This is a genomic window from Pasteurella oralis, assembly GCF_042681465.1.
Classification (GTDB): Bacteria; Pseudomonadota; Gammaproteobacteria; order Enterobacterales; family Pasteurellaceae; genus Pasteurella; species Pasteurella oralis.
In genome coordinates this window covers 49,767-75,838 of sequence record NZ_JBHUFP010000009.1, presented here as the reverse complement: position 1 = coordinate 75,838, position 26,072 = coordinate 49,767, and the positions used below count along the sequence as shown (strand labels likewise).

Sequence of the window (26,072 nt, the reverse complement as noted above, 5' to 3'; positions counted from 1 at the left end):
TCAACTCAAAAGAGGAAATAATATGTTTGTTGTTATCTTTGGTCGCTCAGGCTGTCCATATTGCGTACGTGCTAAAAATTTAGCAGAAAAATTAAAAGAAACGATGACTGACTTTGATTATCGCTACGTTGATATCGTAGCTGAAGGTATTACCAAAGCGGATTTATCTAAATCCGTTGGTAAACCAGTAGAAACTGTGCCACAAATTTTTATTGATGAAAAACCAATTGGTGGCTGTACCGATTTTGAAGCGTTAATGAAAGCACAATTTAATGTGATTGCCTAAACTGTAGCGACATAAAATGCGATGAAAATTCATCGCATTTTTTATGTGTATCAATTTCTACTTGCACATTTATACAAATGAATATAAATTCAATTTAAATGAATAATTATTAAAAGAGATACAACATGCGCAGCACAGAATTAGTTCATTGGTTTAGACAATCTACACCTTATGTCAATATGCATAGAGGGAAAACCTTTGTTATCATGCTTGATGGCGATACAATTGCTTGTACCAATTTTGTCAATATTATTAACGATATCAGCTTATTACATAGCTTAGGTATTAAACTAGTTCTCGTATTCGGTGCTCGCTATCAAATTAATCAACTGCTACAGCAACACCAAATCGAATCGCTTTATCACAAAAATATTCGAGTGACTGATTTAGCTTGCTTAGAATTGGTTAAACAGGCTGTAGGGAAACTAAACTATGATATTAATTCACGATTATCATTACGCTTACCTCACTCACCATTAATTGATGTTGTCACTGGTAATTTTATTTTAGCGCAACCAATTGGCGTTGATGATGGCATTGACTATCAACTCAGTGGCAAAATTCGCCGTGTGAATATTGAAAGTATCCAACAACAATTAGAGCGAGATGCAATTGTCTTAATTGGTCCAATCGCGCCCTCTGTCACAGGCGAAAGCTTTAATCTGCCTTTTGAAGATATCGCGACACAAGTTGCAATAAAATTAAAAGCAGAGAAACTCATTGGTTTTACTGTTGAACAAGGTATCTTAGATCCCGAAAAACAACGGATTAGCGATCTCTTGCCACAAGAAGCAGAAAACCATCTCAACCAATTAATTACCCAAAACCAATATCACAGTTCACAAGCCAGATTCTTACAAGCGGCAATTGAAGTATGTCGCAACGGTGTTAAACGTGCTCATTTAATCAGCTATGAAGAAGACGGGGCATTATTACAAGAATTATTTACTCGTGATGGTGTTGGTACACAACTTTCTATTGAGCTTTCAGAAACGATTCGTTGCGCAACAGTAGCAGATATTCCCGCTTTACTTGAACTCATCCGCCCACTCGAACAACAAGGCATTTTAGTAAAACGTTCACGTGAGCAATTAGAAATGGAAATTGATAATTACACTATCATTGATCGCGACGGCGTTGTAATTGCCTGTGCAGCCTTAAATAGTTACCCAACAGAGAAAATGGCAGAAATGGCATGTGTTGCTGTTCACCCTGATTACCGTAATTCATCTCGTGGTGATATTTTATTTGCAGCAATTCAAAAACGAGCAAAGCAACTGGGGATTAAAAAACTTTTCGTGCTCACTACACGAACTGTACATTGGTTTCAAGAACGTGGTTTTCAACTTGCTCAGCTCGAAGATTTGCCACTCAAAAAACGCCAACATTACAATTATCAGCGTCGCTCAAAGATATTAATACTCAAATTGCACTAGGCAAAATAAAAGGCTAACATCGTTGTCCCTATCAGATGTTAGCCCTTTTATGACTAATTGATTAAGGTAGCTTAGCAATCACACAATAGCCTTCATCTATCCCTTCAATGTGATATTCACTATCACTTTCAATGAATACTGACTCCCCCTTCTTCACATTAAGTGCGGTCGATTTTTGCGAAATTTTCAATTCTCCTTGCATGACAAACAAAATTTCAGCGCTTCGCGCCTGACATTGATGAATTTCGCCTTGCACATAACGAACATTTGTCAAAGCAAAATCTTGTGCTGGCGTTGAGTAAGTAAATACTCGCGCTTGCTCTGGTGCAATTGGAATAATATTAGGCTCCACTTCACGGCAATCAATGATTGCTAACAGCGCAGGAATATCCACATGCTTTGGCGTTAAACCACCACGAATAACATTATCTGAACATGCCATTAATTCAATATTTTGCCCACGTAGATATGCATGAGGAATACCTGCATCTTGAAAAATCCCTTCTCCTTTTCTTAAATGCACAATATTAAATAAATAGAAGCACACTAAACCAGCATCTAATTTTTCTAATGGAATGTCCATGGCTTCCATAGTATACAATAACCAATAATCTGGATTATTAAGTTCAAGTTTATTTGCCTGATATTTGGCTTTATTCTCCTCAATAATAGGTAATAACCATTGTACCAATTGGATTTGATCTGCTTGCATAATATCGGCATAAAAATCATGTAAATCCTGCTGTTCAAGCTTTGTCGCAAGTACATGTAATGAAGGACGCGCTTTTAATGTTTTTAAAATTTTTGTTTTTGTCTTAAAACCATGCAGCAACCAAAAATCCGATAACGCAATCATCATTTCAGGCTTATGATTATTATCTTTATAAGTTCGTTTCGGATCAGCTAAATCCACGCCATTTGTATTTTCTTGCGCAAACCCCAGTTCAGCCTGTTGCTTCGTAGGATGTAATTGGATAGAAAGCGGTTTAGCTACATCAAGAATTTTTAATAAATATGGTAACTCTTGACCAAACTTGGTAATACTCTGCTGACCAAGTGCGGTCGGTTTTTGTGCTAAAAATGTAATCAATGATTGTTTCTGACCTGTAACTTCAATTAATGAAGGAGAAGAGACATGCGCACCAAGCCACCACTCTGCATAATGTTGTTTAGGATTTGGAACTAAATTAAGTAACTGTGGAATATAGCTTTTCCCACCCCAAGCATAATGTTGTACATTACCCGTTAACTGATAAATCCCCATTTTTACTCCCTATTCTTATAACCACCAAAAAATTGTATGACTTGTTCACGATCAAATTCTGTTAACAAACGCACTAATAAACGCTTACCACTTTTCATATCAATAACTAAAATATTGTCTTCTGCTAAATTTATTTGATGAATGTTCTGATATAAAAAGTAAATATTACCGAAGAAAAAGCCGTTCTCTTTTAGCATCAATACAGGTGAGCGCATAAAAGCAGCATAAACAGTAAGGATAATTAAGGTGGCAAGTAAATATAAACTCAACGCAGATAGACTTGTTTTTGCTTGATAAACAATCAAAATAATCAAAACAATAAAAATAACAGCATCTTTTTTGGCTTGCTTTTGCAAACGCACTTTTAATAATGTCTTACCTTTATAGCGATCCATACCAAATTGATCATAAAGTGCATAAAAAAAGAACAAAAGAATACCAGTAAGAAGTAATGTATTAATCATAATCAATAAGGAAGTAATCATCGCCCAAAAATAGTAACAAACTTACTCACTAAAGTAAATTTTGTACAAATAAAAGGGATGACCCTGCGTTCATCCCTCTTAAAAGCGCACTCTAACAAAATAATAGTACAAACAGACTAGGCTAAAATACCAGTCCAAGCACCAAAGATACCGATTGCAAAGAAGCCAATGATAATCCACAGTGCATTGACACGATTACGAAGTAACCACGTGCAAGCAAAAGTTAATAATAATGGTAATAAACCAGGCATTAAGCTATCCAGAATAGTTTGTACGGTTTCGACACGCATTGTACCATCTTGCATCTGAATTTCTGCAACTACAAATGGCACATTAATACTCGTCCATTTTTGGACTAACGCCCCCATAATAAACAAACCAAGAATTGACGCACCTTCCGTTAACTTTTGCAGTAAACCACCGCTCATATCACCAACAACATCAAGTCCTTTCTTATAACCATAAGTTACACCAAAATAACGTGTTGCTAAACGAACGAGGTTGAAAAGCACAAAGAATAAAATTGGTCCTAAAATGTTACCATTTACAGCTAAACCCGCGCCTAATGCTGCAAATACTGGACGAGCAGTTCCCCAATAAATTGGATCACCTACACCTGCTAAAGGTCCCATAAGACCTACTTTAATCCCGTTAATCGCCGCATCATCAATTGGCTTACCATTAGCTCGCTCTTCTTCCATAGCGATTGTTACACCTAATACAGGTGCTGCAACAAATGGCTGAGTATTAAAGAATTCTAAATGACGTTTTACAGCATCTTTACGTTCTGGTGAATCTGGATCTGGATATAAACGCTTAATAACAGGTACCATAGAATAAGCAAATCCAAGTGCTTGCATACGTTCAAAGTTCCAAGACCCTTGGAAAAGATTAGAACGACGTACTACTGCGTTTAAATCGCTTTGCGTTACTTTTTTCATTTCAGTTGTCATTGTTGTAATTCCTATTAATCTAATCTGTTATCAAGCTCATTGTTACCATTACTTACCACTTGCACCACTTGTTTACTTTGATTGTATTTTGGGTGAAGTTGGATATAAAGTACTGCCATGATCGCACCTAATACCCCTAAAGCAACTAAGTTAAACTCAGTGAAAGCGGCAATAACAAAACCAGCATAGAAGAAAGGCATTAAGTGACCAGCACGCATCATATTAATGACCATCGCATAACCTACAACAGCAATAAAGCCACCTGCAATTTTTAGACCTGTTGTCACAACAGGTGGAATCGCATTTAGCATAGCTTGTACAGTATCTGTACCCGCAGTCATCGCAACGATTAAGGCAGGAATCGCAATACGCATTGCTTGTAATAACAATGCTGAACGATGAATCCAATCTAATTTATTTAAATCACCTGTTTCCACTACATTATCTGCCGCATGTTGAAAACCAACTGTAATCGCACGTACCACATAAGTTAATACTTGACCAGCCGCAGCCAATGGAATCGCAATAGCAATCCCCGTTGAGATGTCTTGTCCACCAATAATAACAAGAATCGTTGACACAACAGAAGCTAACGCTGCATCTGGTGCAAGCGCGGCACCAATGTTCATCCAGCCCAATGCTAATAATTCAAGTGTACCACCAACAATGATGCCAGTTTTAATATCACCAAGCACTAACCCAATTAATGTGCAAGCAATTAATGGACGGTGCGTTTGCCACTCATCAAGAATTGAGCCCATACCTGACATACAGGCAACGAGGAAAACCAATATGATTTGTAAAGTTGAAATTTCCATTCTAATTTCCTTTCATGAACATCTTTATTTAAATAAGGTTATTTTTCTTCAGTAAATCCATCATATACTGACGGCTATCATTTGATACTTTACGAACATCCAGCTCAATATTTTTAGCATCAAGTACCTTGAACGCCTCAATATCTTTATCATCAACAGCAACTGCGCTGGTAATCATTTTCTTGCCATCTTTATATGCCATACCACCAATATTAATTGATTTAAACTCAACACCAGCTTCTGCTAAACGCACAACATCCGTTGGATTAGTAAACAACAACATCATACGCTCACCAGCATATTCAGGGTTGTTATATACACGAATCATTTTTTCTACATTCACAACATGTGCTGTTACACCTGGTGGTGCAACACTTTTCAACATAGTGGAACGAACACTATCTTTTGCTACATCATCATTCACTACAACAATTCGTGTCACTTTACTTTCTTTTGTCCAACGCGTCGCAACTTGACCATGGATCAGGCGATCATCAATACGCGCTAAGCCAATTTCTAAATGACCAACACCATTCGCTGTTACTACAGCAGGCTCAACAGGTTTAGCAGCTGGTACAGTTTCTTGAGCAGGTGCGTCTTCCTCTTCCTGATAACGCAGTGCACGAACACCAGTACGTCCAGTTTCAAGAGCAATCGCAACAAGCTCTTGTAAACTTGGTTCATCATCACGTGCCATGAAAGTTTCAACTAGCATAGGAATATTAACACCAGTCACAATATCCATATTATCCTGACCTTCTGCTACACGATTAGCCGCATTAAATGGGCTGCCTCCCCAAGTATCCACTAAAAACAACACTTGATCACAATGTGATAAAGTAGTCGCCAGCTTCTCTTGGTATTTAGTCATAATCGTTTCAGCATTTTCCCCAGGAACAAAATCGATAGTCGCAACATTTTCTTGCTCTCCGATTAACATTTCTGTGGTTTTCAGTAACTGCTCTGCCGCAACACCATGAGTCGCTATAATAATAGCAATAGTCATTGTTTGACTCCTTTATAAAATTAAAAATCAAATAGAGTTATTTGAATCGCGGATTATAGAGTAAAGGTCAATACAATGATGTGACTTAGATCACAATTCCAAGCTATAACTAAGAAAAAAAGACAACAATCGTCACATTTTTAAACAAAAATATGGAGTATCACTTCAAAATTCATGAAGATAAAATGCTTCATTTGCCTATTTAAAAAATCAATCAAAATTTTTAACATTTTACTAACAAATCTATCTCATTGAGTCAAAACAAGGTTTTCATTCTTTTTATTGTTGCAAAGTGTTAAAAAATCCGTAAACTACGCACCAATTTCTTAATCGAAGAAATTCTCTCTCCAAACTTTAAAGGGCTACCTGAGAGTAGCAAAAGGATCAATAATGAATGACAACGTCAATAAAGATGGCTGGAAAGCCTTACTAGGATCTGCCGTAGGTTATGCTATGGATGGATTCGATCTTCTTATCCTCGGCTTCATGTTATCAGCAATTTCAGCTGATCTTGCTTTGACACCTGCACAATCCGGTTCATTAGTCACTTGGACATTAATTGGTGCAGTTGCTGGCGGTATCATTTTTGGTGCATTAAGCGATAAATATGGTCGTATTCGTGTCTTAACTTGGACTATCGTGCTATTTGCACTTTTCACGGGTCTTTGTGCTTTCGCACAAGGCTATTGGGATCTACTCATTTACCGTACAATTGCAGGCATTGGGCTTGGTGGCGAATTTGGCATTGGTATGGCGCTAGCAGCAGAAGCTTGGCCTGCTCGCCACCGTGCAAAAGCCTCATCCTATGTTGCATTAGGTTGGCAAGTAGGTGTATTAGGCGCGGCATTATTAACGCCTTTGTTACTGCCATATATTGGCTGGCGAGGCATGTTCTTAGTTGGTATTTTCCCTGCTTTTGTCGCTTGGTATTTGCGTGCGAAATTACATGAGCCTGAGATTTTTGTCCAAAAACAGACCGCACTTGAAAATCAGAAAACGTCTCGTCTAGAACCCTTTAGATTGTTAGTAAAAGATAAAGCCACTGCCAAAATTAGTCTCGGTATCGTGATTTTAACCTCAGTACAAAACTTTGGTTACTACGGTATCATGATTTGGATGCCAAATTTCTTATCAAAACAATTAGGTTTTAGCTTAACTAAATCAGGGTTATGGACTGCAGTGACTATTTGCGGAATGATGTTTGGTATTTGGCTATTTGGACAGCTTGCCGATCGTATTGGACGCAAACCAAGCTTTTTACTCTTCCAATTTGGTGCTGTCATCAGCATTTTCACTTATTCACAAATGAGTGATCCCACTTATATGCTATTCGCTGGCGCAATATTAGGTATGTTCGTAAATGGCATGATGGGCGGATATGGTGCATTAATGTCTGAAGCTTATCCTACCCAAGCGCGTGCAACCGCACAAAATGTACTATTTAATTTAGGACGAGCAGTTGGTGGATTTGGACCAATTGTTGTTGGTGCATTAGTTTCGACTTACTCGTTCCAATTAGCAATTGCTTTCTTAGCGAGTATTTACATCATTGATATGATTGCAACTATCTTCTTGATTCCTGAATTAAAAGGAAAACAATTAGACTAAAATGAAACCCAAAGCGGCTTTTAAGCCGCTTTTACTTTTTTGTATTACTCTTTTTTCATTAACGCTTCGTGCGCTTGTTTCTGTTCTTTCATTTTTTCACGAATATCTCGGCGTTGTTGTGAGATTTCCGCATTTCTAATCATATAATCATCTACTCGTTTTTCATAATCATCACGCATGTTTTCAATAATCGCGCGTACATCAGCAATAGACATATCATCACGGATATATTGATTTAAGTTATCTAATAACAATACACGTTTTTGGTTATCGCGAATTTTGCGATTATTATCTTCACGATCACGCGCTAATTTATTTTTTAAACGATACATACGCACATACTCTAATACTTCTTGAAATGACTGTTTATTAACATTTTCCATAATACGACTCTCTTATAATAAATAAAAATTAACCGTCCTTAATTTATCCATTTTTCTTGTCCCCGTCAAAGCGTTCATTCGGTTTTTAAAAATTAAATCTGAAAATAACAAAAATTCAACAAAATACCGTTGCTTAGAACCAACTGAGGTGATAAAAATATCGAATTGTTTTTTTGTTTACTTAAGGAAGTGAAAATGTCAAAAGTGTTTAACTTTAGTGCAGGTCCCGCCATGATACCAAGTGCAGTGTTGGCACAAGCACAAACAGAACTATTAAACTGGCAAAACCAACACACTTCTGTTATGGAAGTTAGCCACCGTGGTAAATTGTTTATGGAATTAGCAACACAATCCGTCAATGATTTACGTCAACTTTACAACATACCAGATAACTACCAAATCTTGTTCCTACAAGGTGGTGCCCGTGGTCAATTTGCCGCAATTCCAATGAACCTGCTCAAAGAAAAGGGTAAAGCTTTGTATCTCACTAGTGGTCATTGGTCGGCGACCGCAGCTAAAGAAGCACGCTTATTTGGCGAGATTGATGAAATCAATATTCTTGAGCAAGGCGACGAATTAAAAGTGAGTAATTTAGACTTTAGTGATATTGCTCCGCAATATGATTATGTGCACTACTGCCCAAATGAAACGATTAGTGGTGTCGAAATTTTTGATATACCCAACGTGGGGAATGCCGTATTAGTGGCAGATATGTCATCCAATATTCTTTCACGCGAAATTGATATTAGTCAGTTTGGTCTCATTTACGCTGGCGCACAGAAAAATCTTGGTCCTGCGGGGATTACGATTGTCATCGTACGTGATGATTTAATCGGTCATGCACGTAAAACTACGCCAACAATTTGGAATTATGAAATACAAAAAAATGCAGATTCCATGATCAATACGCCTCCTACTTTTGCTTGGTATTTATGTGCATTAGTGTTTAAACACTTGCTCTCACAGGGAGGAATTAAAGCGATGGAAAAACACAATCAAAACAAAGCCAAATTACTTTATGATTATTTAGATCAAACCACTTTCTATCATAATACCGTCGCAAAACAAAATCGTTCTCTGATGAATGTTACCTTTACTACAGGCAGTGATGAATTAAATGCTAAATTTGTCACCCAAGCTACTGCCGCAGGTTTACATGCTCTTAAAGGACATAAAGTGTTAGGCGGTATGCGTGCGTCAATTTATAACGCAATGCCAATTGAAGGTGTTGAAGCATTGATTGCGTTTATGCAGCAATTCGCTGCAGAAAACAGTTAAAGTGCAGTCAATTTTTAAAAAATTTTCTGGGCAGACTCAGACAATCGCTCTGCCCCATCAATAAAAGGGAAAATATGCAATATATCAATATCGCGAATGAAGGCATAAAACAACTTCAACCTTACCAAGCAGGTAAACCCATCGAAGAATTAGAACGTGAATTAGGCATTTCAAATATCATTAAACTCGCCTCAAATGAAAACCCATTTGGCTTACCAGAAAGTGCCAAACAAGCAATACAAGCTGAACTCAATAATTTGACCCGCTATCCTGATAGTAATGGCTTTTATTTTAAACAAGCCATCGCCAAAAAGTTTGGCTTAACACCTGAGCAAATTACTTTAGGTAATGGCTCAAACGATTTATTAGAGCTCATCGCACATACTTTTGCTTCCGAACATGATGAAATCATGTTTTCACAATATGCATTTATCGTCTATCCATTAGTAACACAAGCAATTAATGCCCAAAAAATCGAAATTCCAGCAAAAGACTATGGCACTGACTTAAATGCTTTTTTAAACGCAATCAGTGCTAAAACTAAACTGATTTATATTGCAAATCCAAATAATCCAACGGGTACATTTTTAAGTGCGGTCGAAATTTCTGAATTTTTGGACAAAGTACCAAACCATGTCATTGTCGTATTAGACGAAGCTTATACCGAATTTACTTTACCAGAAGAAAGAATCGACTCTTTCCAACTATTAGCAAAACACCCAAATCTTGTGATCTGTCGCACGCTATCTAAAGCCTATGGTTTAGCGGGTTTGCGTATTGGTTATGCGGTTTCTTCAACAGAAATTGCCGATTTATTTAATCGTGTTCGCCAACCATTTAATTGTAACAGCTTAGCGCTTGCTGCTGCCACAGCCGTCATTAATGACGAGGCATTCATTGCTAAAGTCGCAGAGAACAACTATCAAGGTTTAACTCTATTAGAAGATTTCTTTATTGCCAAAGGATTGAAATATGTAGCTTCAAAAGGCAATTTTGTCCTGCTAGATTTACAACAACCTGCTTTACCTATTTATCAAGCCTTATTGCGTAAAGGAATAATTGTTCGCCCAGTTGGAGGGTACGGATTACCAAATCATTTACGTATCAGTATAGGTTTACCAGAAGAAAATCAGCGCTTTATTCAGGCGTTAAGTGAAATTCTAAAAATTTAACCGCTCTTTTAATGCAAGGAATTGAACAAGTTATGCAACAAGCCACATCCATTACATTAAATCCAATTAGCTTGATTGAAGGTGAAGTGAACTTACCAGGCTCAAAAAGCTTATCTAATCGTGCTTTACTCTTAGCAGCACTTGCCCATGGTAAAACCACGTTAACCAATTTATTAGATAGCGATGATGTGCGGCACATGCTTAATGCACTAAAACAATTAGGTGTCAGCTATCAACTTTCAGAAGATAAATCCGTTTGTGAAGTCGAAGGTCTAGGTGGTGCATTACAATGGCAAAATGGTTTAGCATTATTTTTAGGTAATGCAGGTACTGCAATGCGCCCGCTCGCTGCTGCATTATGTTTATCTCACCCAGAAACGGAAGGCAAAAATGAAATTGTCCTCACTGGTGAACCTCGCATGAAAGAACGTCCAATTCAACATTTAGTTGATGCATTAAGACAAGCAGGTGCAGATATCCAATATTTAGAGCAAGAGGGCTATCCTCCTATCGCAATTCGTAATACGGGTTTAAAAGGCGGAATAATTAAGATCGATGGTTCCGTTTCTTCTCAATTTTTGACCGCACTTTTAATGGCATCGCCACTGGCAACGGCAGATACGGAAATTGAAATCATTGGTGAATTAGTATCCAAACCTTATATCGATATGACATTGAACATGATGCAAACTTTTGGTGTAAACGTTGAAAATCAACATTATCAGCGTTTTTTTGTTAAAGGGAATCAACAATATCGTTCACCAACAACATTTTTAGTGGAAGGCGATGCCTCTTCTGCCTCCTATTTCCTCGCCGCTGCCGCAATTAAAGGTAAAGTCAAAGTGACTGGCGTCGGTCAAAATAGTATTCAAGGTGATCGTCTATTTGCTGATGTATTAGCAAAAATGGGGGCAAAAATCACTTGGGGTGAGGATTTCATTCAAGTAGAAAAAGGTGAACTAAAAGGCATTGATATGGATATGAACCATATTCCAGATGCTGCAATGACTATTGCTACAACAGCGCTCTTTGCTGAAGGTGAAACAGTCATTCGTAATATTCACAATTGGCGTGTTAAAGAAACTGATCGCTTAACAGCAATGGCAACCGAGCTGCGCAAAATTGGTGCAGAAGTGGAAGAAGGTGAAGATTTTATTCGCATTCAACCTCTAGAATTGACCAAATTTCAACATGCACAAATTGAAACCTATAATGATCATCGCATGGCAATGTGCTTTGCTTTAGTGGCATTATCCAATACTGCTGTGACTATCTTAGATCCAAGTTGTACCGCAAAAACGTTCCCAACCTTTTTCGTAGAATTTCTAAAATTAGCAAAAACTGACAATATATAACAAAAAAAGCTAAGGTTAATCCCTTAGCTTTTGCAATACAAAATTTGGTAAAAATCGACCGCACTTTTATGCCTTATAGATAATTTCGACCCCTTCTTCATCTTCCTCTGACCAATCATCCCAATCCTCATCATCTTCATTAGATTGATATTCAGCCAACTGCGCTTGATGATAGTCATCCCACTTAAATTTCACTTCTGTGTTTTGTTCAACATCTTGCACTTCTTGACGAGGGTTCGCTTCAATGAAATCCATAATCTCACGACAAAGTGGTTGGACATTTTTGCCAGTAACAGCAGAAATCAAATAGTAATCTTCTTCCCAACCTAAACGCGCAGCAATTTCTTTTGCACGCTCATGCGCCTCTTCATCGCTCATTGTGTCAATTTTATTAAACACCAACCAGCGTGGTTTATCCGCTAACGCTTCGCTATATTGAAATAACTCAGATTCAATGATCGAAATATTATCTACAGGATCACTTTCATCAATCGGTGCAATATCCACTAAATGAATCAAGACACGGCAGCGTTCTAAATGCTTCAAAAAGCGAACACCTAATCCGGCCCCTTCAGCAGCACCTTCAATTAGCCCTGGAATATCTGCCACAACAAAGCTATGGTTTTCATCAACACGTACCACGCCTAAACTCGGCACTAATGTCGTAAAAGGATAATCAGCTACTTTAGGCTTAGCCGCTGATACTGCTCGAATAAAAGTTGATTTACCTGCATTGGGTAAGCCTAACATACCCACATCAGCAAGCAACATCAATTCCAATTGAAGATCTCGCTTTTCACCCGGTGTACCATTCGTTTTTTGGCGCGGTGCACGATTAACCGAAGATTTAAAACGTGTATTGCCTAACCCATGGTAACCTCCTTTTGCCACTAACATTTTGGCACCATGTTTAGTCAAATCACCTAACACTTCTTTAGTATCATTATCAATTGCACGCGTCCCCACAGGTACTCTCAAAGTAATATCATTACCACGATGACCAGTGCAACCCGCACTACGTCCATTTTCTCCACGACCCGCAGCAAAACGCTTTTCAAAACGATAGTCAATTAAAGTATTTAAATTCTCATCTGCAATTAAATAAACATCGCCACCATCGCCACCATCACCACCATCAGGTCCACCTTTTGGAATATATTTTTCACGTCGGAAGCTCACACAGCCATTACCGCCATCGCCAGCTTCTACACGAATTAGTGCTTCATCAATAAATTTCATTCGTTCTCCTAACGCTTAATAAACTTGTGCCCAATCGCAGAGGTAATTGCCCCGAATACAACGACCAATGCGCCAATATAACTAATTGAATTTAAATCTGGTTTTGCAAAACTTTGAGGATAAAAGAGATACAGTAAATAAGAAAATAAAATCGTGAATAAAGGCATTAATGTAATCACGACACTAACTTTAGAGACATCCCAACGATTAAGCGCTTCTGCATAAGCACCATAACCAACCAGCGTATTTAAGCAACAATAAATAAAACAAAATAATGTCCACCCACTTAACACACTGACTTGTCCAACTTCGGCAAATGGTGTGAATACTAACGCACAACCAATATAAATCACAAATAAAATTTGCTGTGAGTTGAATTCACGTAACATTAATTTTTGTGCAATACCATAAATACTCCAAATTAATGCAGCCGATGCGGCTAAAAAGATTCCCGTTGAGTAGGCATTTACACTAAAAAAAAGTATAAAACGATCATTAAAAAATAACATTAAACCAACAATTAACAGTATCAAACCAATTTTCTGATTTAAACGCAATTTTTCCTTAAAGAAAAACACACCAAATATCATCATTGTAAAAGAAGATAGCTGCCCAAAAATTTGTGCAATTGAAGGCTCAATATACTTTAATGAAGTATTAAATAACACAAAGTTACCCGCTAAACCAATTACGCCAATAACAGCTAATAAACGGTAACGCGGTAAAAACTGTGATACTTTAGGCAATTTTTTTGTAAGTCCTAAAATAATAAATAAACCTAACGCGGCAACTAAAAAACGATACCACACAATCGTTTGTGGGGTCATCACCGCCACTACTCGTTGTAATGCAATTGGCAAAGAACCCCATGCCATTGCTGTAATTAATGCAAACAAAAATCCCATTAAAGGTTGCTGTTGTTTCATATTATGGCTTCCTATTTGTGATTTTTCCTAAGATTCGATGCCCTGTTGCAGAAAATAATGCGCCAGAAACAACAAGTAAAGCACCGATATAACTTATCCAATTTAAGTCCTCATACATAAAATGTGCTGGTACAATCCAATGCGAAATTTCAGAAAATATTAAAGTTAATATAGGAATTTGCGTCACTATTGCACTCACTTTAGCTACATCCCAATGATTTAATGCTTCAGCATAAGCACCATAAGCAACCAAAGTATTCAAACAACAATAAATCAAACAAGCAATTTGTACTATGTTTAAATTTGTCACTTGCGATATTGTGGCTATAGGTAAAAAGACAATGCTACAACCAATATAAATTGGTAATAAAACTTGTTGAGCAGTTAGACGAGTAGACATCAGCTTTTGGCAAACACCATAAGCCACCCAAACTAAACTCGCGCTAATACAAATTATGATACCTTTCACATACAAACTGAAATGCAAAAAGTCGGCAAATCGCTCATTAAAGAAAAAAACTAATCCTAAAATTAATAACAATAACCCAATCTTTTGGTGAGTCGCGAATTGTTCTTTAAATAACCACACGCCTGCCAATAACATACCAAAAGACGTTAACGGGCTAAATACTTGACTTGTTGTTGGAGGTATATATTGCAAAGCAACATTATATAAGAAGAAATTTGCTGACAATCCAATAATACCTAAAAGAATTAATAACCAATGCTGAAGTCGTAGCATAGTCAAATTAGGTAATTTTTTAGTTACATTTAAGATGAAAAATAATCCTACTGCTGCCATTGCAAATCGAAACCACACTATCGTTTGTGCATCCATGACTTTCAATATTTGCTGCAAAGCAATTGGCAGAGATCCCCACATACAAGCTGCAATAAATGCAAAAAGAAATCCCAGCAGAGGTTGCTGCTTCATATAAAATGCTCCTACAAAAAAGCCCCGCAACTTGTGCGAGGCGTTTTTGATTTAGGAATTTGAAATTACTCAGTAACAATACTGACGTATTTACGGTTTTTCTCGCCTTTCACTTCAAATTTAACTTTACCATCTGCAGTCGCAAATAGAGTGTGGTCACGACCCATGCCAACGTTTGTACCAGCGTGGAATTTAGTACCACGTTGACGAACGATAATGCTGCCTGCTAATACAGACTCACCACCAAAACGTTTAACACCAAGGCGTTTAGCTTCAGAATCACGACCGTTACGAGTTGAACCACCAGCTTTTTTAGTTGCCATCTACTTGATCTCCTCTGAAATTATGCTTGAATCCCAGTGATTTTCACTTCTGTGAACCACTGACGATGACCTTGTTGTTTACGGCTATGTTTACGACGACGGAATTTAACGATTTTTACTTTTTCGCCACGACCGTGTGCAACCACTTCTGCCACTACTTTACCACCATTAACTAATGGCGCACCAATTTTAACATCTTCACCGTTAACGATCATTAACACTGAGTCAAACTCAACTGTTTCACCAGTTGCTACTTCAAGTTTTTCTAAACGAACTACTTGACCTTCGCTTACTCGGTGTTGTTTACCGCCACTTTGAAAAACTGCGTACATATATACTCCGCTACTCTAGTGCTTTAATGTTTTGTTCATTTAGCACTGCAAAAATTCATATAAATAGGTCGCAAATTCTACGCAAAAAATAACTTAAGAGCAAGCGCTTATTTATAATAAAATAAAAAAATTGTGAATTTGTGTGATTTGATTTCAGAAATGACAGAAAATTCGGTACAATCTCTTGCACATTTGGTCTTAAATCAATTATTACAATGATAAATCAACATAATTTAATGAATATTGATGCAATCCAACGCTTAGTGCATAGCGATATGCAAAAGACAAACGAAACGATTTTAGCACAGCTTAAATCTGATGTTGCGTTGATTAATCAGCTTGGATATTACATTATTCAAAGTGGCGGTAAACGTATTCGTCCAATGATAGCCATTCTAGCTGCTCGTGCTTTGGGTTTTCGTGGGCACGAACCTATCACTTGCGCCACATTTATTGAATTTATCCACACGGCAACATTACTACATGACGATGTTGTCGATGAATCTCAATTGCGCCGCGGTAATCCAACTGCTAATGCTGAATTTGGTAATGCAGCAAGTGTGTTAGTTGGTGATTTTATTTATACGCGTGCGTTCCAATTAATGACTCAGTTGGACTCCTTGCCTATTCTGAAAGTCATGTCTGATGCCACGAATGTTATTGCTGAAGGGGAAGTTCAACAATTAATGAACGTTAATGACCCTGATACGACGGAAGAAAACTATATGAATGTCATCTATGGAAAAACTGCCCGTCTATTTGAAGCTGCAACTCACTGTGCTGCTATTCTGGCACAAGCGACTGAACAACAAGAAAAAGCATTACAAGACTATGGACGTTATCTAGGCACTGCATTTCAATTAATTGATGATATTTTAGACTATAGTGCAAATGCACAAGAATTAGGTAAAAATGTAGGCGATGATTTGGCAGAAGGTAAGCCTACCTTGCCTTTACTGCATGCTATGCACAACGGCACTCCTGCTCAATCTGCACTCATTCGCAATGCGATTAAACAAGGTGGTAAACGCGATATATTAGATGATGTATTAGCGATTATGGCTGAACACAAATCTTTAGATTATGCGATGTTACGCGCTAAACAAGAAGCACAAAAAGCCGTTGATGCGATTAAGATTTTACCTGATAGTGATTATAAGCAAGCATTAATCTCATTAGCATATTTATCAGTAGATCGAAACTATTAAGATGATCAATATCTTAAACCACAATATTCAAATCAATTTATTTTAAATCTGACTACGATAGTATTGATTTTAATATTTTGCTATTGTTATAGATACGTTGCACTCACTTGAGATCAGCAAAAACATTTATACTGTAATGTGTTTTTTTACGATATACCTGAATTTGCACCTGATGAAAATAGTTTTTTATTTGAAAGATTTTATGATTTACTGGAGAAAACTTATTAAAGGTTTATCTATTGATTTTAGCCTGAGCAACGATGATTTTTATCCTATTTCTCCAAACGATATACAACAATTTAACTATTTAAAAAATGACTAATCAAACTCTCACGAAAAAAACAAGTAAAAGTAAAGCTCCAAATGCGCCTTTCATCCGCCCTAAATTAGAATTACCAAATGGACATAACAAATTGTTATTACATTCTTGCTGTGCTCCCTGTTCTGGCGAAGTTATGGAAGCCATTCATGCTTCAGGCATTGAATTTACAATTTATTTCTATAACCCCAATATTCACCCATTAAAGGAATATTTAATTCGTAAAGAAGAGAATATCCGTTTTGCTGAAAAATGGGGCATTCCATTTATTGATGCGGATTATGATCGCCAAAATTGGTTTGATCGAGCAAAAGGCATGGAAGATGAACCAGAACGCGGTATTCGTTGTACTATGTGTTTTGATATGCGTTTTGAAAAAGCTGCTGAGTATGCGCATAACAATGGTTTTCCAGTATTTACAAGTTGTTTAGGTATTTCCCGTTGGAAAGATATGAACCAAATTAATGGTTGTGGACATCGTGCAGCAGAAAAATATGATGATGTGATTTATTGGGATTACAACTGGCGCAAAGGCGGTGGTTCACAGCGTATGATTGAAATCAGTAAGCGTGAACGCTTCTATCAGCAAGAATATTGTGGTTGTGTTTATTCTTTACGTGACACGAATAAATGGCGTGAAGCGAATGGGCGTCAAAAAGTCGAAATTGGTAAGCTCTATTACTCTGCCGATTAATTCAATTGAAGCTTTCTTTTAAACGTCAGTTATATGAATGCCCACTTTTTGAGTCTAGCAAGACTTTTTAAATTGATAACCACCTTGTAAACAAGGTGGTTTTTAATTAGCAACAAAAAGTACAATAAATTCCGTAAGAATTGACCGCACTTTTTTACTCTCCTACTTAGCTCATCAAGCTGTTAGCTAATCTTGCAAGCCCTAATTCTAATTCTTGTTCTGTAATATTCAAGGCTGGGGTAAAACGTAATACATTCGGACCTGCAACCAAAATCATTAAACCATTATTCGCTGCTTTTTTCACAAATTCACTTGCTTGACCATGATATTTGTCAATTAATTCTGCTCCAATTAATAAACCTTCTCCACGAATATCTTTAAACAACTGATATTGCTGATTAATTTGTTCTAATCCTTTTATCAATCTCGCTGAAATTTGTCTTACATTCTCTAAAAATTTTGCTTCTGAAATGGTATCAACAACTTTGGCAGCGACCGCGCAAGCCAATGGATTTCCACCAAAAGTCGTGCCATGCACACCTGGCGCAAAACTTCTTGCAATGATATCAGTGGTTAATATTGCTCCAATTGGAAAACCATTACCTAAGGCTTTTGCTGAAGTCAAAATATCAGGCACAACATCATACTTCATATAAGCATAAAAGTGCCCTATGCGCCCAACACCTGTTTGAACTTCATCAAAAATTAACAATGCATTATATTGAGAACACAACTCACGTAGCCCTAGTAAAAACGCTTTATTTGCTGGAATAACTCCACTTTCCCCTTGAATAGGCTCTATGATGACAGCACAAGTCTGCTCATCAATCACTGCTTTTGCTGCATTTAAATCGTTAAAAGGAATATGGATAATATCTGCGGGCTTTGGACCAAAACCATCAGAATATTTAGTCTGTCCCCCTACACTCACCGTAAAAAAAGTGCGTCCATGAAAACTTTGTTTAAATGAAATAATTTTACTTTTCTGATAACCAAAATGATCTACAGCATAACGGCGCGCTAGTTTCAACGCGGCTTCATTCGCTTCTGCACCTGAATTGACAAACATCACTCGATCAGCGAAGGTTTTTTCAACTAATTTACTTGCTAATGCTAAAGTAGGTTCACTGGTAAACCAATTACTTGAATGCCATAACTTTTGTCCTTGTCGTTGCAATATTTCCACAATCTCATCGGGACAATGCCCTAAACTGGTTACAGCAATGCCACTAGTAAAATCAATATATTCCTTACCATTCTGATCCCAAATTCGACAGCCTTTGCCTTTGACTGGAATAAAATCCGCAGGTGTATAGTTCTGAATCATGACCTGATCAAATAGTTCACGTGTATATTGCGTCATTAGCTTACCCTTTCTATTATCTTTTCTTTACTAAAGCATAGTTAAATTAAAATATTTAGTCAATATTAATGAATAAATATTCATTAATATACATAAAAAATCCAGATAAAGTTATCTGGATTTTGTTGTTTTAATTCGTTCCACCAACTGTGATTTTTTCAATCTTCAATGCAGGTTGACCAACACCGACTGGTACGCTTTGTCCCTCTTTACCACAAACACCGATACCATGATCAATTTCAACTTGATCAGCAACCATTGAAATATTTTGCATTACTTCAATACCGCTACCAATCAAAGTTGCACCTTTAACTGGCTGAGTAATTTTCCCTTTTTCAATCAGATAAGCTTCTGATGTAGAGAATACAAATTTACCAGAAGTAATATCTACTTGCCCACCACCAAAATGCGATGCAAAAATGCCATGATCCACAGAAGCAATCAAATCATCAAACTGACTTTGCCCTGCCAACATATAAGTATTTGTCATACGTGGCATTGGTAAATGAGCATAAGATTCACGACGGCCATTGCCTGTCGGCGCAACACCCATTAAACGAGCATTCATTTTATCCTGCATGTAACCTTGCAAAATTCCGTCTTTAATTAATACATTATATTGGCCTGGTACGCCTTCATCATCGACTGTAATTGAACCCCGACGATTTTGTAATGTACCATCATCAACAATAGTACATAATGGTGAAGTAACAAGTTCTCCGATTTTGCCTGTAAATAAGGAACTTTCTTTACGGTTAAAATCACCTTCTAAACCATGTCCAACAGCTTCGTGCAATAGTACACCCGGCCAACCAGCAGCCAGCACTACAGGCATCATTCCTGCTGGTGCTTCAATAGCATTCAAATTGACTAACGCTTGGCGCACAGCTTCTTTAGCAAAATAGGCTGCTCTTATTTCACCTTGTTCGCTCTCTAAAAACCAATCTAAACCGAAACGCCCTCCTGCTCCAGCACTACCACGTTCACGTTTACCTTCTTTCTCTACTAACACAGCAATCGATAAACGAACTAAAGGACGAATATCTGCGGCTAAAGTACCATCTGTTGCAACAATTAAGACTTCTTCATACACAGAACTTAAGCTTGCAGAAACTTGTACCACGCGAGGATCTTCATTACGAGCGCTACGATCAACTAAATGTAATAACTCAATTTTTTTCTCTTTACTTAAACTATCTAATGGGTTAATCGCTTGATAACGCAAGATAGGTTCAACAGGATTAAAAGTACTTGGTACTATAATATTACCTTGCTTTAACTGTGCAATACCTTTCACTGCATTAGCACATTGCTGTAAACTGGTTAAATTGATTTCATCGGAATAAGCAAAGCCTGTTTTTTCACCACTTACAGCTCTAACACCAACCCCACGATCAATATGAAAACCACCTTCTTTAATAATCCCATCTTCTAATACCCAATTTTCATCTTGACTTAACTGAAAATAAAGATCTGCATAATCAATATGACGATGTGACAATAAATCAAATGTGTTTTTTAAATTATCTAGATCTAAATTATTTAGAGTAAGTATAGTCTCTTGTACTTTGTTTAACATCTTATCCCTTGTCTTATATTAATATATGTTAGATCTTAGAAAGACCTTTAAATATAGCTTTAATTCTCTCTTTTAAATATCGACGATATATTTTTAAATCAAATAAAAAAGTTGACCAATTGAATTCAATTTTTTTATCAATAATACCTCTCATATAATCTTTTCCACCATATCTATAGTGATTTTTATTTCTCATAATTAATCTAACATCATTATTTCGCAAATATGATGGTTTAATATAGTGAGTTTTTTTACTTGGAAAATATTGTTGCCACTCATCTAACAAATAGCTACTAGGTAAAATAAATATTTTCTCTTTATTTTTCCAAAAGTAATGGTTTAAATGACTTTCATCATGCCATAATGCAATAATATCTTTTTTTAAGTCTAAATGGATATTATTATTCAATTGACGACACATCTCTAAAAAAGCAGAAGTTTTACCACCATTAAAACTTCCCATAACATAATGTTCACCCTCTCCATAAGGAATATATGCAGTAGATTGAGGATTTCTATCGTAAGTAGTTTTATCAATATCTAAACCAATAAACCAAGGTTGTAAAGCTGCGATTAAATCTTTCTCAGGAATAAGAATTTCATTTTGATATATATCTTTAATAAAAATTATATTTGCATTAATAAAAAAGAGATAATCTACATCTTTGAATAGTTTTTTCTCTTTTAAAAAAATATCAAAACGCATTAGAGTATCATAAGGCCAACCTAATTTTTTTTGATATATTCTATAAACATTTCCTGTTTCCTCCCCTAAAAAGCTCTCTTGATAATCTGAAAATAAGAAATACTTCTTAGCGACTCCCGGCATAAAATGCTTTTCTGAACTCCTATAGAAATCTTCCCAAAAAATATGGTAGCGTCCTGTTGCAATATACAAAATTCCAATACTACCAGAAGGTGAATTAATCATACTATTTTTCCTAAATAAATACGGAGTCTAACCTAAATCAATATAAAATATTAAAAATGGAAGTTACATAACAACAACATCAAACTGATCTTGATTGTAATATACTTCCGTTTTAATTTGTACTTGTTTACCGATAAAGACTTCTAATTCTGCCAGCAAACCATGCGATTCTTCATTAATTAAATAATCTGCCACTGCTCTTGAAGCGTATACCAAAAACTGTTCACTAGAGAATAAATGATGAACTCGAATAATCTCACGCATGATTTCGTAACAAACTGTTTCCACTGTTTTTACTCGCCCACGCCCTTGGCAAGAAGGACAATCACCACATAAAACATGTTCAAGGCTTTCTCTCGTTCGCTTACGAGTCATTTCAACTAAACCTAACTGTGTAAAACCATTTACACTGGTTTTTACGCGATCTTTTGCTAAAGCTTCTTGTAGTGATTCCAAGACACGATTGCGATGTTCATCTGTTTGCATATCAATAAAATCAATAATGATAATGCCACCAAGATTGCGTAACTGTAGCTGTTGCGCAATCGCTTTTGTGGCTTCAATATTTGTGTTAAAAATCGTTTCTTCGAGATTACGATGTCCTACAAACGCCCCAGTATTAATATCAATAGTCGTCATCGCTTCAGTTTGCTCAATAATCAAATAACCACCAGATTTTAAATTCACGCGTTTATTTAATGCTGTTTGGATTGCAGCTTCGACACCATACACATCAAATAATGGTTGATTACCTGAATAAAGTACCAATTTATCCACTAACGTTGGCATAAATTCTTCTGTAAACTGTTTTACTTCGGTAAAACATAATTTAGAGTCAATTCTAATCTTCTCTAAACCGGCACCAATGAAATCACGTAAAATACGTTGTGTTAATGCTAATTCACCATATAACATCGATTTGGTTGAATATTTAGCCCGACGCTCTAATACTTTACACCATAAACGTTTTAAAAAATCAGCATCTTGTTTCAATTCTTCTTCAGTTGCGCCTTCTGCCGCGGTGCGAATAATAAAGCCTCCGAGTTCATCACAAAATGGCAATACTAACTCTTTTAATCTTGCACGCTCTTCTTCACTTTCAATCCGTTGAGATACGCCGACATGGCTATTTTCTGGCATAAAAACAAGATAACGCGAAGGTAAAGTAATGTCTGTTGTCAAACGTGCACCTTTAGTACCAAGTGGATCTTTGACAACTTGTACAACAATATCTTGCCCTTCACGTACCAGTTCAGCAATATCTTTGACGACAAACTGTTTCTGTTCACTTTCTTCAACACATTCTGTATGTGAAACAATATCTGATGCATGCAAAAAAGCGGCTTTTTCTAAGCCAATATCAACAAATGCAGACTGCATACCGGGCAATACTCGTGTCACACGCCCTTTATAGATATTACCGACAATCCCACGCTTAGCTTGTCGTTCAATATGCACTTCTTTCAAAATGCCCATATCGACCAGCGCAATACGGGTTTCATTGGGGGTAACGTTGACTAATAATTCAACAGAATCCATAACTCTACCTAACTTAATAATTTTAAAAAACAAATTGCTAATTAGTCTAACGAAAAGGGAAATAGAATAATAGTGTCAAATAAGGTAAAATGTGAGCTTTCTCAAATTTTGGCAGATAACAATAACATTTTTTAACATGTTTGTGAGGTTAGCATGTTTGGATTAGATCCAACAATAATTACATTTACTATTTATATTTTCGGTATGTTACTGATTGGCGTATTAGCCTATCATTATACCAATAATTTATCCGATTATATTTTAGGCGGTCGTCGCTTAGGTAGCTTTGTCACAGCAATGTCAGCTGGGGCATCTGATATGTCAGGTTGGTTATTAATGGGATTACCCGGTGCAATTTATGTAGCGGGTTTAATTGAAGGTTGGATAGCAATTGGATTAACAATTGGTGCTTATCTAAACTGGCTATTTGTTGCAGGTAGACTACGTGTTTATACTGAATTTAATAATAATGCATTAACGCTACCAGAATACTTCCATAATCGTTTTGGTACTTCACATAACATACTAAAAATTGTTTCTGCTAGTATTATTCTCGTTTTTTTCACAATTTACTGTGCTTCTGGCGTAGTTGCTGGCGCAAAATTATTCCAAAACTTATTTTCTGTCGAATATTCAACCGCGCTTTGGTATGGTGCACTCGCAACAATTGCTTATACTTTCATTGGCGGTTTTCTAGCAGTTAGTTGGACTGATACTATTCAAGCTACTTTAATGATCTTCGCTTTAATTTTAACACCTATTTTTGTACTGCTTCATCTTGGCGGTCTTGACAATTTCACTTTGGTCCTTCAGCAAGCAGAGAATGCAATGCACAAAAACTTTACTGATATTTTCAGTAGTACAACACCACTTGGTTTATTAAGCCTAGCCGCTTGGGGCTTAGGCTATTTCGGGCAACCACATATTCTTGCACGTTTTATGGCTGCTGATTCCGTCAAATCACTCAACAACGCACGTAAAATCAGCATGACTTGGATGATCCTGTGTTTATTAGGCGCAATAGGTATCGGTTTCTTCGGTATTGCCTACTTTTATGCAAATCCACAAGTCGCCAATTTAGTGAATAAAGAACCTGAACAAGTCTTTATCGAATTATCAAAATTACTGTTTAACCCATGGATTGCAGGGGTGCTACTATCTGCTATTTTAGCTGCAGTCATGAGTACATTAAGTGCACAATTATTAATTTCTTCTAGTGCTATTACAGAAGATTTTTATAAAGGTTTTATCCGTCCAAAGGCTTCTGATAAAGAATTAGTCTGGCTAGGTCGTGCGATGGTACTCACTATTGCAGCTATTGCAATTTGGATTGCACAAGATGAACACAGTAAGGTATTAAAGCTTGTCGAATTTGCTTGGGCAGGCTTTGGTAGCGCATTCGGTCCCGTTGTGTTATTTTCACTTTTTTGGAAACGCATGACATCATCTGCCGCATTATGCGGAATGTTAACTGGTACCATTGTTGTCTTTGGTTGGAAACACTGGACACTTGAGGGTTCTCAGTTACATCAACTGTATGAAATGATTCCGGGATTTTTGATTGCTAGTTTGGTGATTATTATTGTGTCGCAACTGTCAGCCAAGCCAGAACAACATGTTATTGATACTTTTGAACAAGTAAAAAATGCTTATAAAAACGCACTATGATTGATTTTCGTCCTTTTTATCAACAAATTGCCACGACTCATCTATCTGCATGGTTAGAAACATTACCTTTGCAACTAAAGCAATGGGAAAAGCAAACTCATGGTGATTATGCCAAGTGGGCAAAAGTAGTCGATTTCTTACCACACTTACATGCCGATCATATTGATCTTAAAAGTGCGGTCAAATCTGAACAAATTTCACCTTTATCACAAGGCGAACAACAACGCCTTGTTTATCATCTAAGACAATTGATGCCTTGGCGAAAAGGGCCATACTATTTATATGGTGTACATATTGATTGTGAATGGCGTTCTGATTTTAAATGGGAGCGTGTTTTACCACACCTTGCCCCGCTCAAAGGACGCACTATTTTAGATGTGGGTTGTGGCAGTGGCTATCATATGTGGCGTATGTTAGGCGAAGGTGCCCAAATGGTGGTAGGAATCGATCCAACAGTACTTTTTTTATGCCAATTTGAAGCCGTACGTAAATTACTCAATAACGATCACCGAGTAAATTTAATTCCTTTAGGCATTGAAGAAATGCAGCCTCTCGCTGCTTTTGATACAGTATTTTCTATGGGAGTACTTTACCATCGTAAATCACCATTAGATCATTTAACCCAGCTGAAGAATCAACTTGTGCAAGGAGGTGAATTAGTTCTTGAAACGTTAGTTGTCGATGGTGATATCAACACAGTACTCGTCCCTGCTGATCGCTACGCTAAAATGAAAAACGTTTACTTTATTCCTTCTGTACCGGCTTTAATTCATTGGTTAGAAAAAGTAGGTTTTAAAAATGTTCGTTGTGTCGATACTGCAGCAACAACGCTAACAGAACAACGTAAAACAGATTGGTTAGAAAATGAATCTTTAGTTGATTTCTTAGACCCTCACGATCATTCTAAAACCATTGAGGGCTACCAAGCACCAACTCGTGCCGTCATTCTTGCTAATAAATAATGATACGAACA

Annotated in this window: 24 protein-coding genes and 1 pseudogene; 10 read left to right on the top strand and 15 right to left on the bottom strand. The window is 36.9% G+C overall.

Going from position 1 to position 26,072, the window contains the following annotated elements; translation table 11 throughout:
• Positions 1 to 22 precede the first annotated feature (22 nt).
• Positions 23 to 286: a GrxA family glutaredoxin gene (locus tag ACFSAV_RS06975; RefSeq protein WP_379097797.1), complete on the top strand. Its 264-nt coding sequence runs from the start codon at positions 23 to 25 to the stop codon at positions 284 to 286.
• Positions 287 to 411: 125 nt separating this feature from the next.
• The gene (gene argA, locus ACFSAV_RS06970; protein WP_379097794.1) at positions 412 to 1,722 is read left to right on the top strand and encodes an amino-acid N-acetyltransferase; all 1,311 of its coding nucleotides are present in this window, start codon (positions 412 to 414) and stop codon (positions 1,720 to 1,722) included.
• Positions 1,723 to 1,783: 61 nt separating this feature from the next.
• Here the strand turns inward: argA and manA are convergent, their stop codons facing one another.
• The 5 genes from manA to manX all read right to left on the bottom strand — a co-directional run bounded on the left by manA (position 1,784) and on the right by manX (position 6,248).
• The gene (gene manA, locus ACFSAV_RS06965) at positions 1,784 to 2,986 is read right to left on the bottom strand and encodes a mannose-6-phosphate isomerase, class I (protein ID WP_379097791.1); all 1,203 of its coding nucleotides are present in this window, start codon (positions 2,984 to 2,986) and stop codon (positions 1,784 to 1,786) included.
• Positions 2,987 to 2,988: 2 nt separating this feature from the next.
• Positions 2,989 to 3,450 carry a DUF986 family protein gene (locus tag ACFSAV_RS06960; RefSeq protein WP_101775891.1) on the bottom strand — a complete coding sequence of 154 codons (462 nt, stop codon included), beginning with the start codon at positions 3,448 to 3,450 and terminating at the stop codon, positions 2,989 to 2,991.
• Between the two features lie 137 nt (positions 3,451 to 3,587).
• Positions 3,588 to 4,424: a PTS mannose transporter subunit IID gene (locus ACFSAV_RS06955; RefSeq protein WP_379097788.1), complete on the bottom strand. Its 837-nt coding sequence runs from the start codon at positions 4,422 to 4,424 to the stop codon at positions 3,588 to 3,590.
• A 14-nt stretch (positions 4,425 to 4,438) separates the two neighbouring features.
• Positions 4,439 to 5,242: a PTS mannose/fructose/sorbose transporter subunit IIC gene (locus tag ACFSAV_RS06950; protein WP_379097786.1), complete on the bottom strand. Its 804-nt coding sequence runs from the start codon at positions 5,240 to 5,242 to the stop codon at positions 4,439 to 4,441.
• Between the two features lie 28 nt (positions 5,243 to 5,270).
• Entirely contained in the window at positions 5,271 to 6,248 is a 978-nt protein-coding gene (manX, locus tag ACFSAV_RS06945) for a PTS mannose transporter subunit IIAB (RefSeq protein WP_379097783.1), read from the bottom strand.
• A gap of 390 nt (positions 6,249 to 6,638) precedes the next feature.
• Here manX and ACFSAV_RS06940 point away from each other — a divergent pair, with 390 nt between their 5' ends.
• Positions 6,639 to 7,856 (top strand): MFS transporter, encoded by a 1,218-nt coding sequence (locus tag ACFSAV_RS06940; RefSeq protein WP_101775767.1) that lies wholly within the window; start codon positions 6,639 to 6,641, stop codon positions 7,854 to 7,856.
• Between the two features lie 44 nt (positions 7,857 to 7,900).
• Here ACFSAV_RS06940 and ACFSAV_RS06935 read toward each other — a convergent pair whose 3' ends face one another.
• Positions 7,901 to 8,239, bottom strand: coding sequence for a DUF496 family protein (locus ACFSAV_RS06935; protein ID WP_101775766.1), 339 nt, complete (start codon positions 8,237 to 8,239; stop codon positions 7,901 to 7,903).
• A 195-nt stretch (positions 8,240 to 8,434) separates the two neighbouring features.
• Between ACFSAV_RS06935 and serC the strand changes: the two genes are divergently transcribed.
• The 3 genes from serC to aroA all read left to right on the top strand — a co-directional run bounded on the left by serC (position 8,435) and on the right by aroA (position 12,044).
• Positions 8,435 to 9,517, top strand: a complete 1,083-nt coding sequence (gene serC, locus ACFSAV_RS06930) for a 3-phosphoserine/phosphohydroxythreonine transaminase (protein ID WP_379097779.1) — start codon at positions 8,435 to 8,437, stop codon at positions 9,515 to 9,517.
• 74 nt (positions 9,518 to 9,591) lie between these two features.
• On the top strand, positions 9,592 to 10,689 hold the full coding sequence (gene hisC, locus ACFSAV_RS06925; RefSeq protein WP_379097776.1) for a histidinol-phosphate transaminase: 1,098 nt from the start codon (positions 9,592 to 9,594) through the stop codon (positions 10,687 to 10,689).
• Between the two features lie 32 nt (positions 10,690 to 10,721).
• Positions 10,722 to 12,044 (top strand): 3-phosphoshikimate 1-carboxyvinyltransferase, encoded by a 1,323-nt coding sequence (aroA, locus tag ACFSAV_RS06920; protein WP_101775763.1) that lies wholly within the window; start codon positions 10,722 to 10,724, stop codon positions 12,042 to 12,044.
• Positions 12,045 to 12,110: 66 nt separating this feature from the next.
• On the opposite strand, the gene cgtA is transcribed toward aroA, so the two are convergent.
• The 5 genes from cgtA to rplU all read right to left on the bottom strand — a co-directional run bounded on the left by cgtA (position 12,111) and on the right by rplU (position 15,798).
• Entirely contained in the window at positions 12,111 to 13,283 is a 1,173-nt protein-coding gene (gene cgtA, locus ACFSAV_RS06915) for an Obg family GTPase CgtA (protein WP_379097773.1), read from the bottom strand.
• Positions 13,284 to 13,291: 8 nt separating this feature from the next.
• Positions 13,292 to 14,209, bottom strand: a complete 918-nt coding sequence (locus ACFSAV_RS06910) for a DMT family transporter (protein WP_101775761.1) — start codon at positions 14,207 to 14,209, stop codon at positions 13,292 to 13,294.
• 1 nt (position 14,210) lies between these two features.
• Positions 14,211 to 15,143 carry a DMT family transporter gene (locus ACFSAV_RS06905; protein WP_379097768.1) on the bottom strand — a complete coding sequence of 311 codons (933 nt, stop codon included), beginning with the start codon at positions 15,141 to 15,143 and terminating at the stop codon, positions 14,211 to 14,213.
• Positions 15,144 to 15,208: 65 nt separating this feature from the next.
• Positions 15,209 to 15,466, bottom strand: a complete 258-nt coding sequence (gene rpmA, locus ACFSAV_RS06900) for a 50S ribosomal protein L27 (RefSeq protein ID WP_101775759.1) — start codon at positions 15,464 to 15,466, stop codon at positions 15,209 to 15,211.
• Between the two features lie 20 nt (positions 15,467 to 15,486).
• Complete coding sequence (gene rplU, locus ACFSAV_RS06895) at positions 15,487 to 15,798, bottom strand: 50S ribosomal protein L21 (RefSeq protein WP_101775758.1); 312 nt, start codon at positions 15,796 to 15,798, stop codon at positions 15,487 to 15,489.
• Between the two features lie 236 nt (positions 15,799 to 16,034).
• Here rplU and ispB point away from each other — a divergent pair, with 236 nt between their 5' ends.
• Positions 16,035 to 17,006, top strand: coding sequence for an octaprenyl diphosphate synthase (gene ispB / locus ACFSAV_RS06890; RefSeq protein WP_379098047.1), 972 nt, complete (start codon positions 16,035 to 16,037; stop codon positions 17,004 to 17,006).
• Positions 17,007 to 17,359: 353 nt separating this feature from the next.
• Positions 17,360 to 18,019: pseudogene (locus ACFSAV_RS06885) on the top strand (epoxyqueuosine reductase QueH); the annotation flags it as partial.
• 166 nt (positions 18,020 to 18,185) lie between these two features.
• Here the strand turns inward: ACFSAV_RS06885 and ACFSAV_RS06880 are convergent.
• The 4 genes from ACFSAV_RS06880 to rng form a co-directional block, all read right to left on the bottom strand.
• Entirely contained in the window at positions 18,186 to 19,382 is a 1,197-nt protein-coding gene (locus ACFSAV_RS06880) for an aspartate aminotransferase family protein (RefSeq protein WP_379097765.1), read from the bottom strand.
• A gap of 130 nt (positions 19,383 to 19,512) precedes the next feature.
• Positions 19,513 to 20,961, bottom strand: coding sequence for a metalloprotease TldD (gene tldD / locus ACFSAV_RS06875; protein WP_379097763.1), 1,449 nt, complete (start codon positions 20,959 to 20,961; stop codon positions 19,513 to 19,515).
• A 28-nt stretch (positions 20,962 to 20,989) separates the two neighbouring features.
• Complete coding sequence (locus tag ACFSAV_RS06870) at positions 20,990 to 21,892, bottom strand: family 6 glucosyltransferase (RefSeq protein ID WP_379097760.1); 903 nt, start codon at positions 21,890 to 21,892, stop codon at positions 20,990 to 20,992.
• A gap of 63 nt (positions 21,893 to 21,955) precedes the next feature.
• Entirely contained in the window at positions 21,956 to 23,431 is a 1,476-nt protein-coding gene (rng, locus tag ACFSAV_RS06865; RefSeq protein WP_379097758.1) for a ribonuclease G, read from the bottom strand.
• Between the two features lie 153 nt (positions 23,432 to 23,584).
• Between rng and putP the strand changes: the two genes are divergently transcribed.
• Together putP and cmoB are read left to right on the top strand one after the other, a co-directional pair.
• Positions 23,585 to 25,099: a sodium/proline symporter PutP gene (gene putP, locus ACFSAV_RS06860; RefSeq protein WP_379097755.1), complete on the top strand. Its 1,515-nt coding sequence runs from the start codon at positions 23,585 to 23,587 to the stop codon at positions 25,097 to 25,099.
• Positions 25,096 to 26,061, top strand: a complete 966-nt coding sequence (gene cmoB, locus ACFSAV_RS06855) for a tRNA 5-methoxyuridine(34)/uridine 5-oxyacetic acid(34) synthase CmoB (protein WP_379097752.1) — start codon at positions 25,096 to 25,098, stop codon at positions 26,059 to 26,061. The genes putP and cmoB overlap by 4 nt, the downstream gene beginning before the upstream one ends.
• Positions 26,062 to 26,072 lie beyond the last annotated feature (11 nt).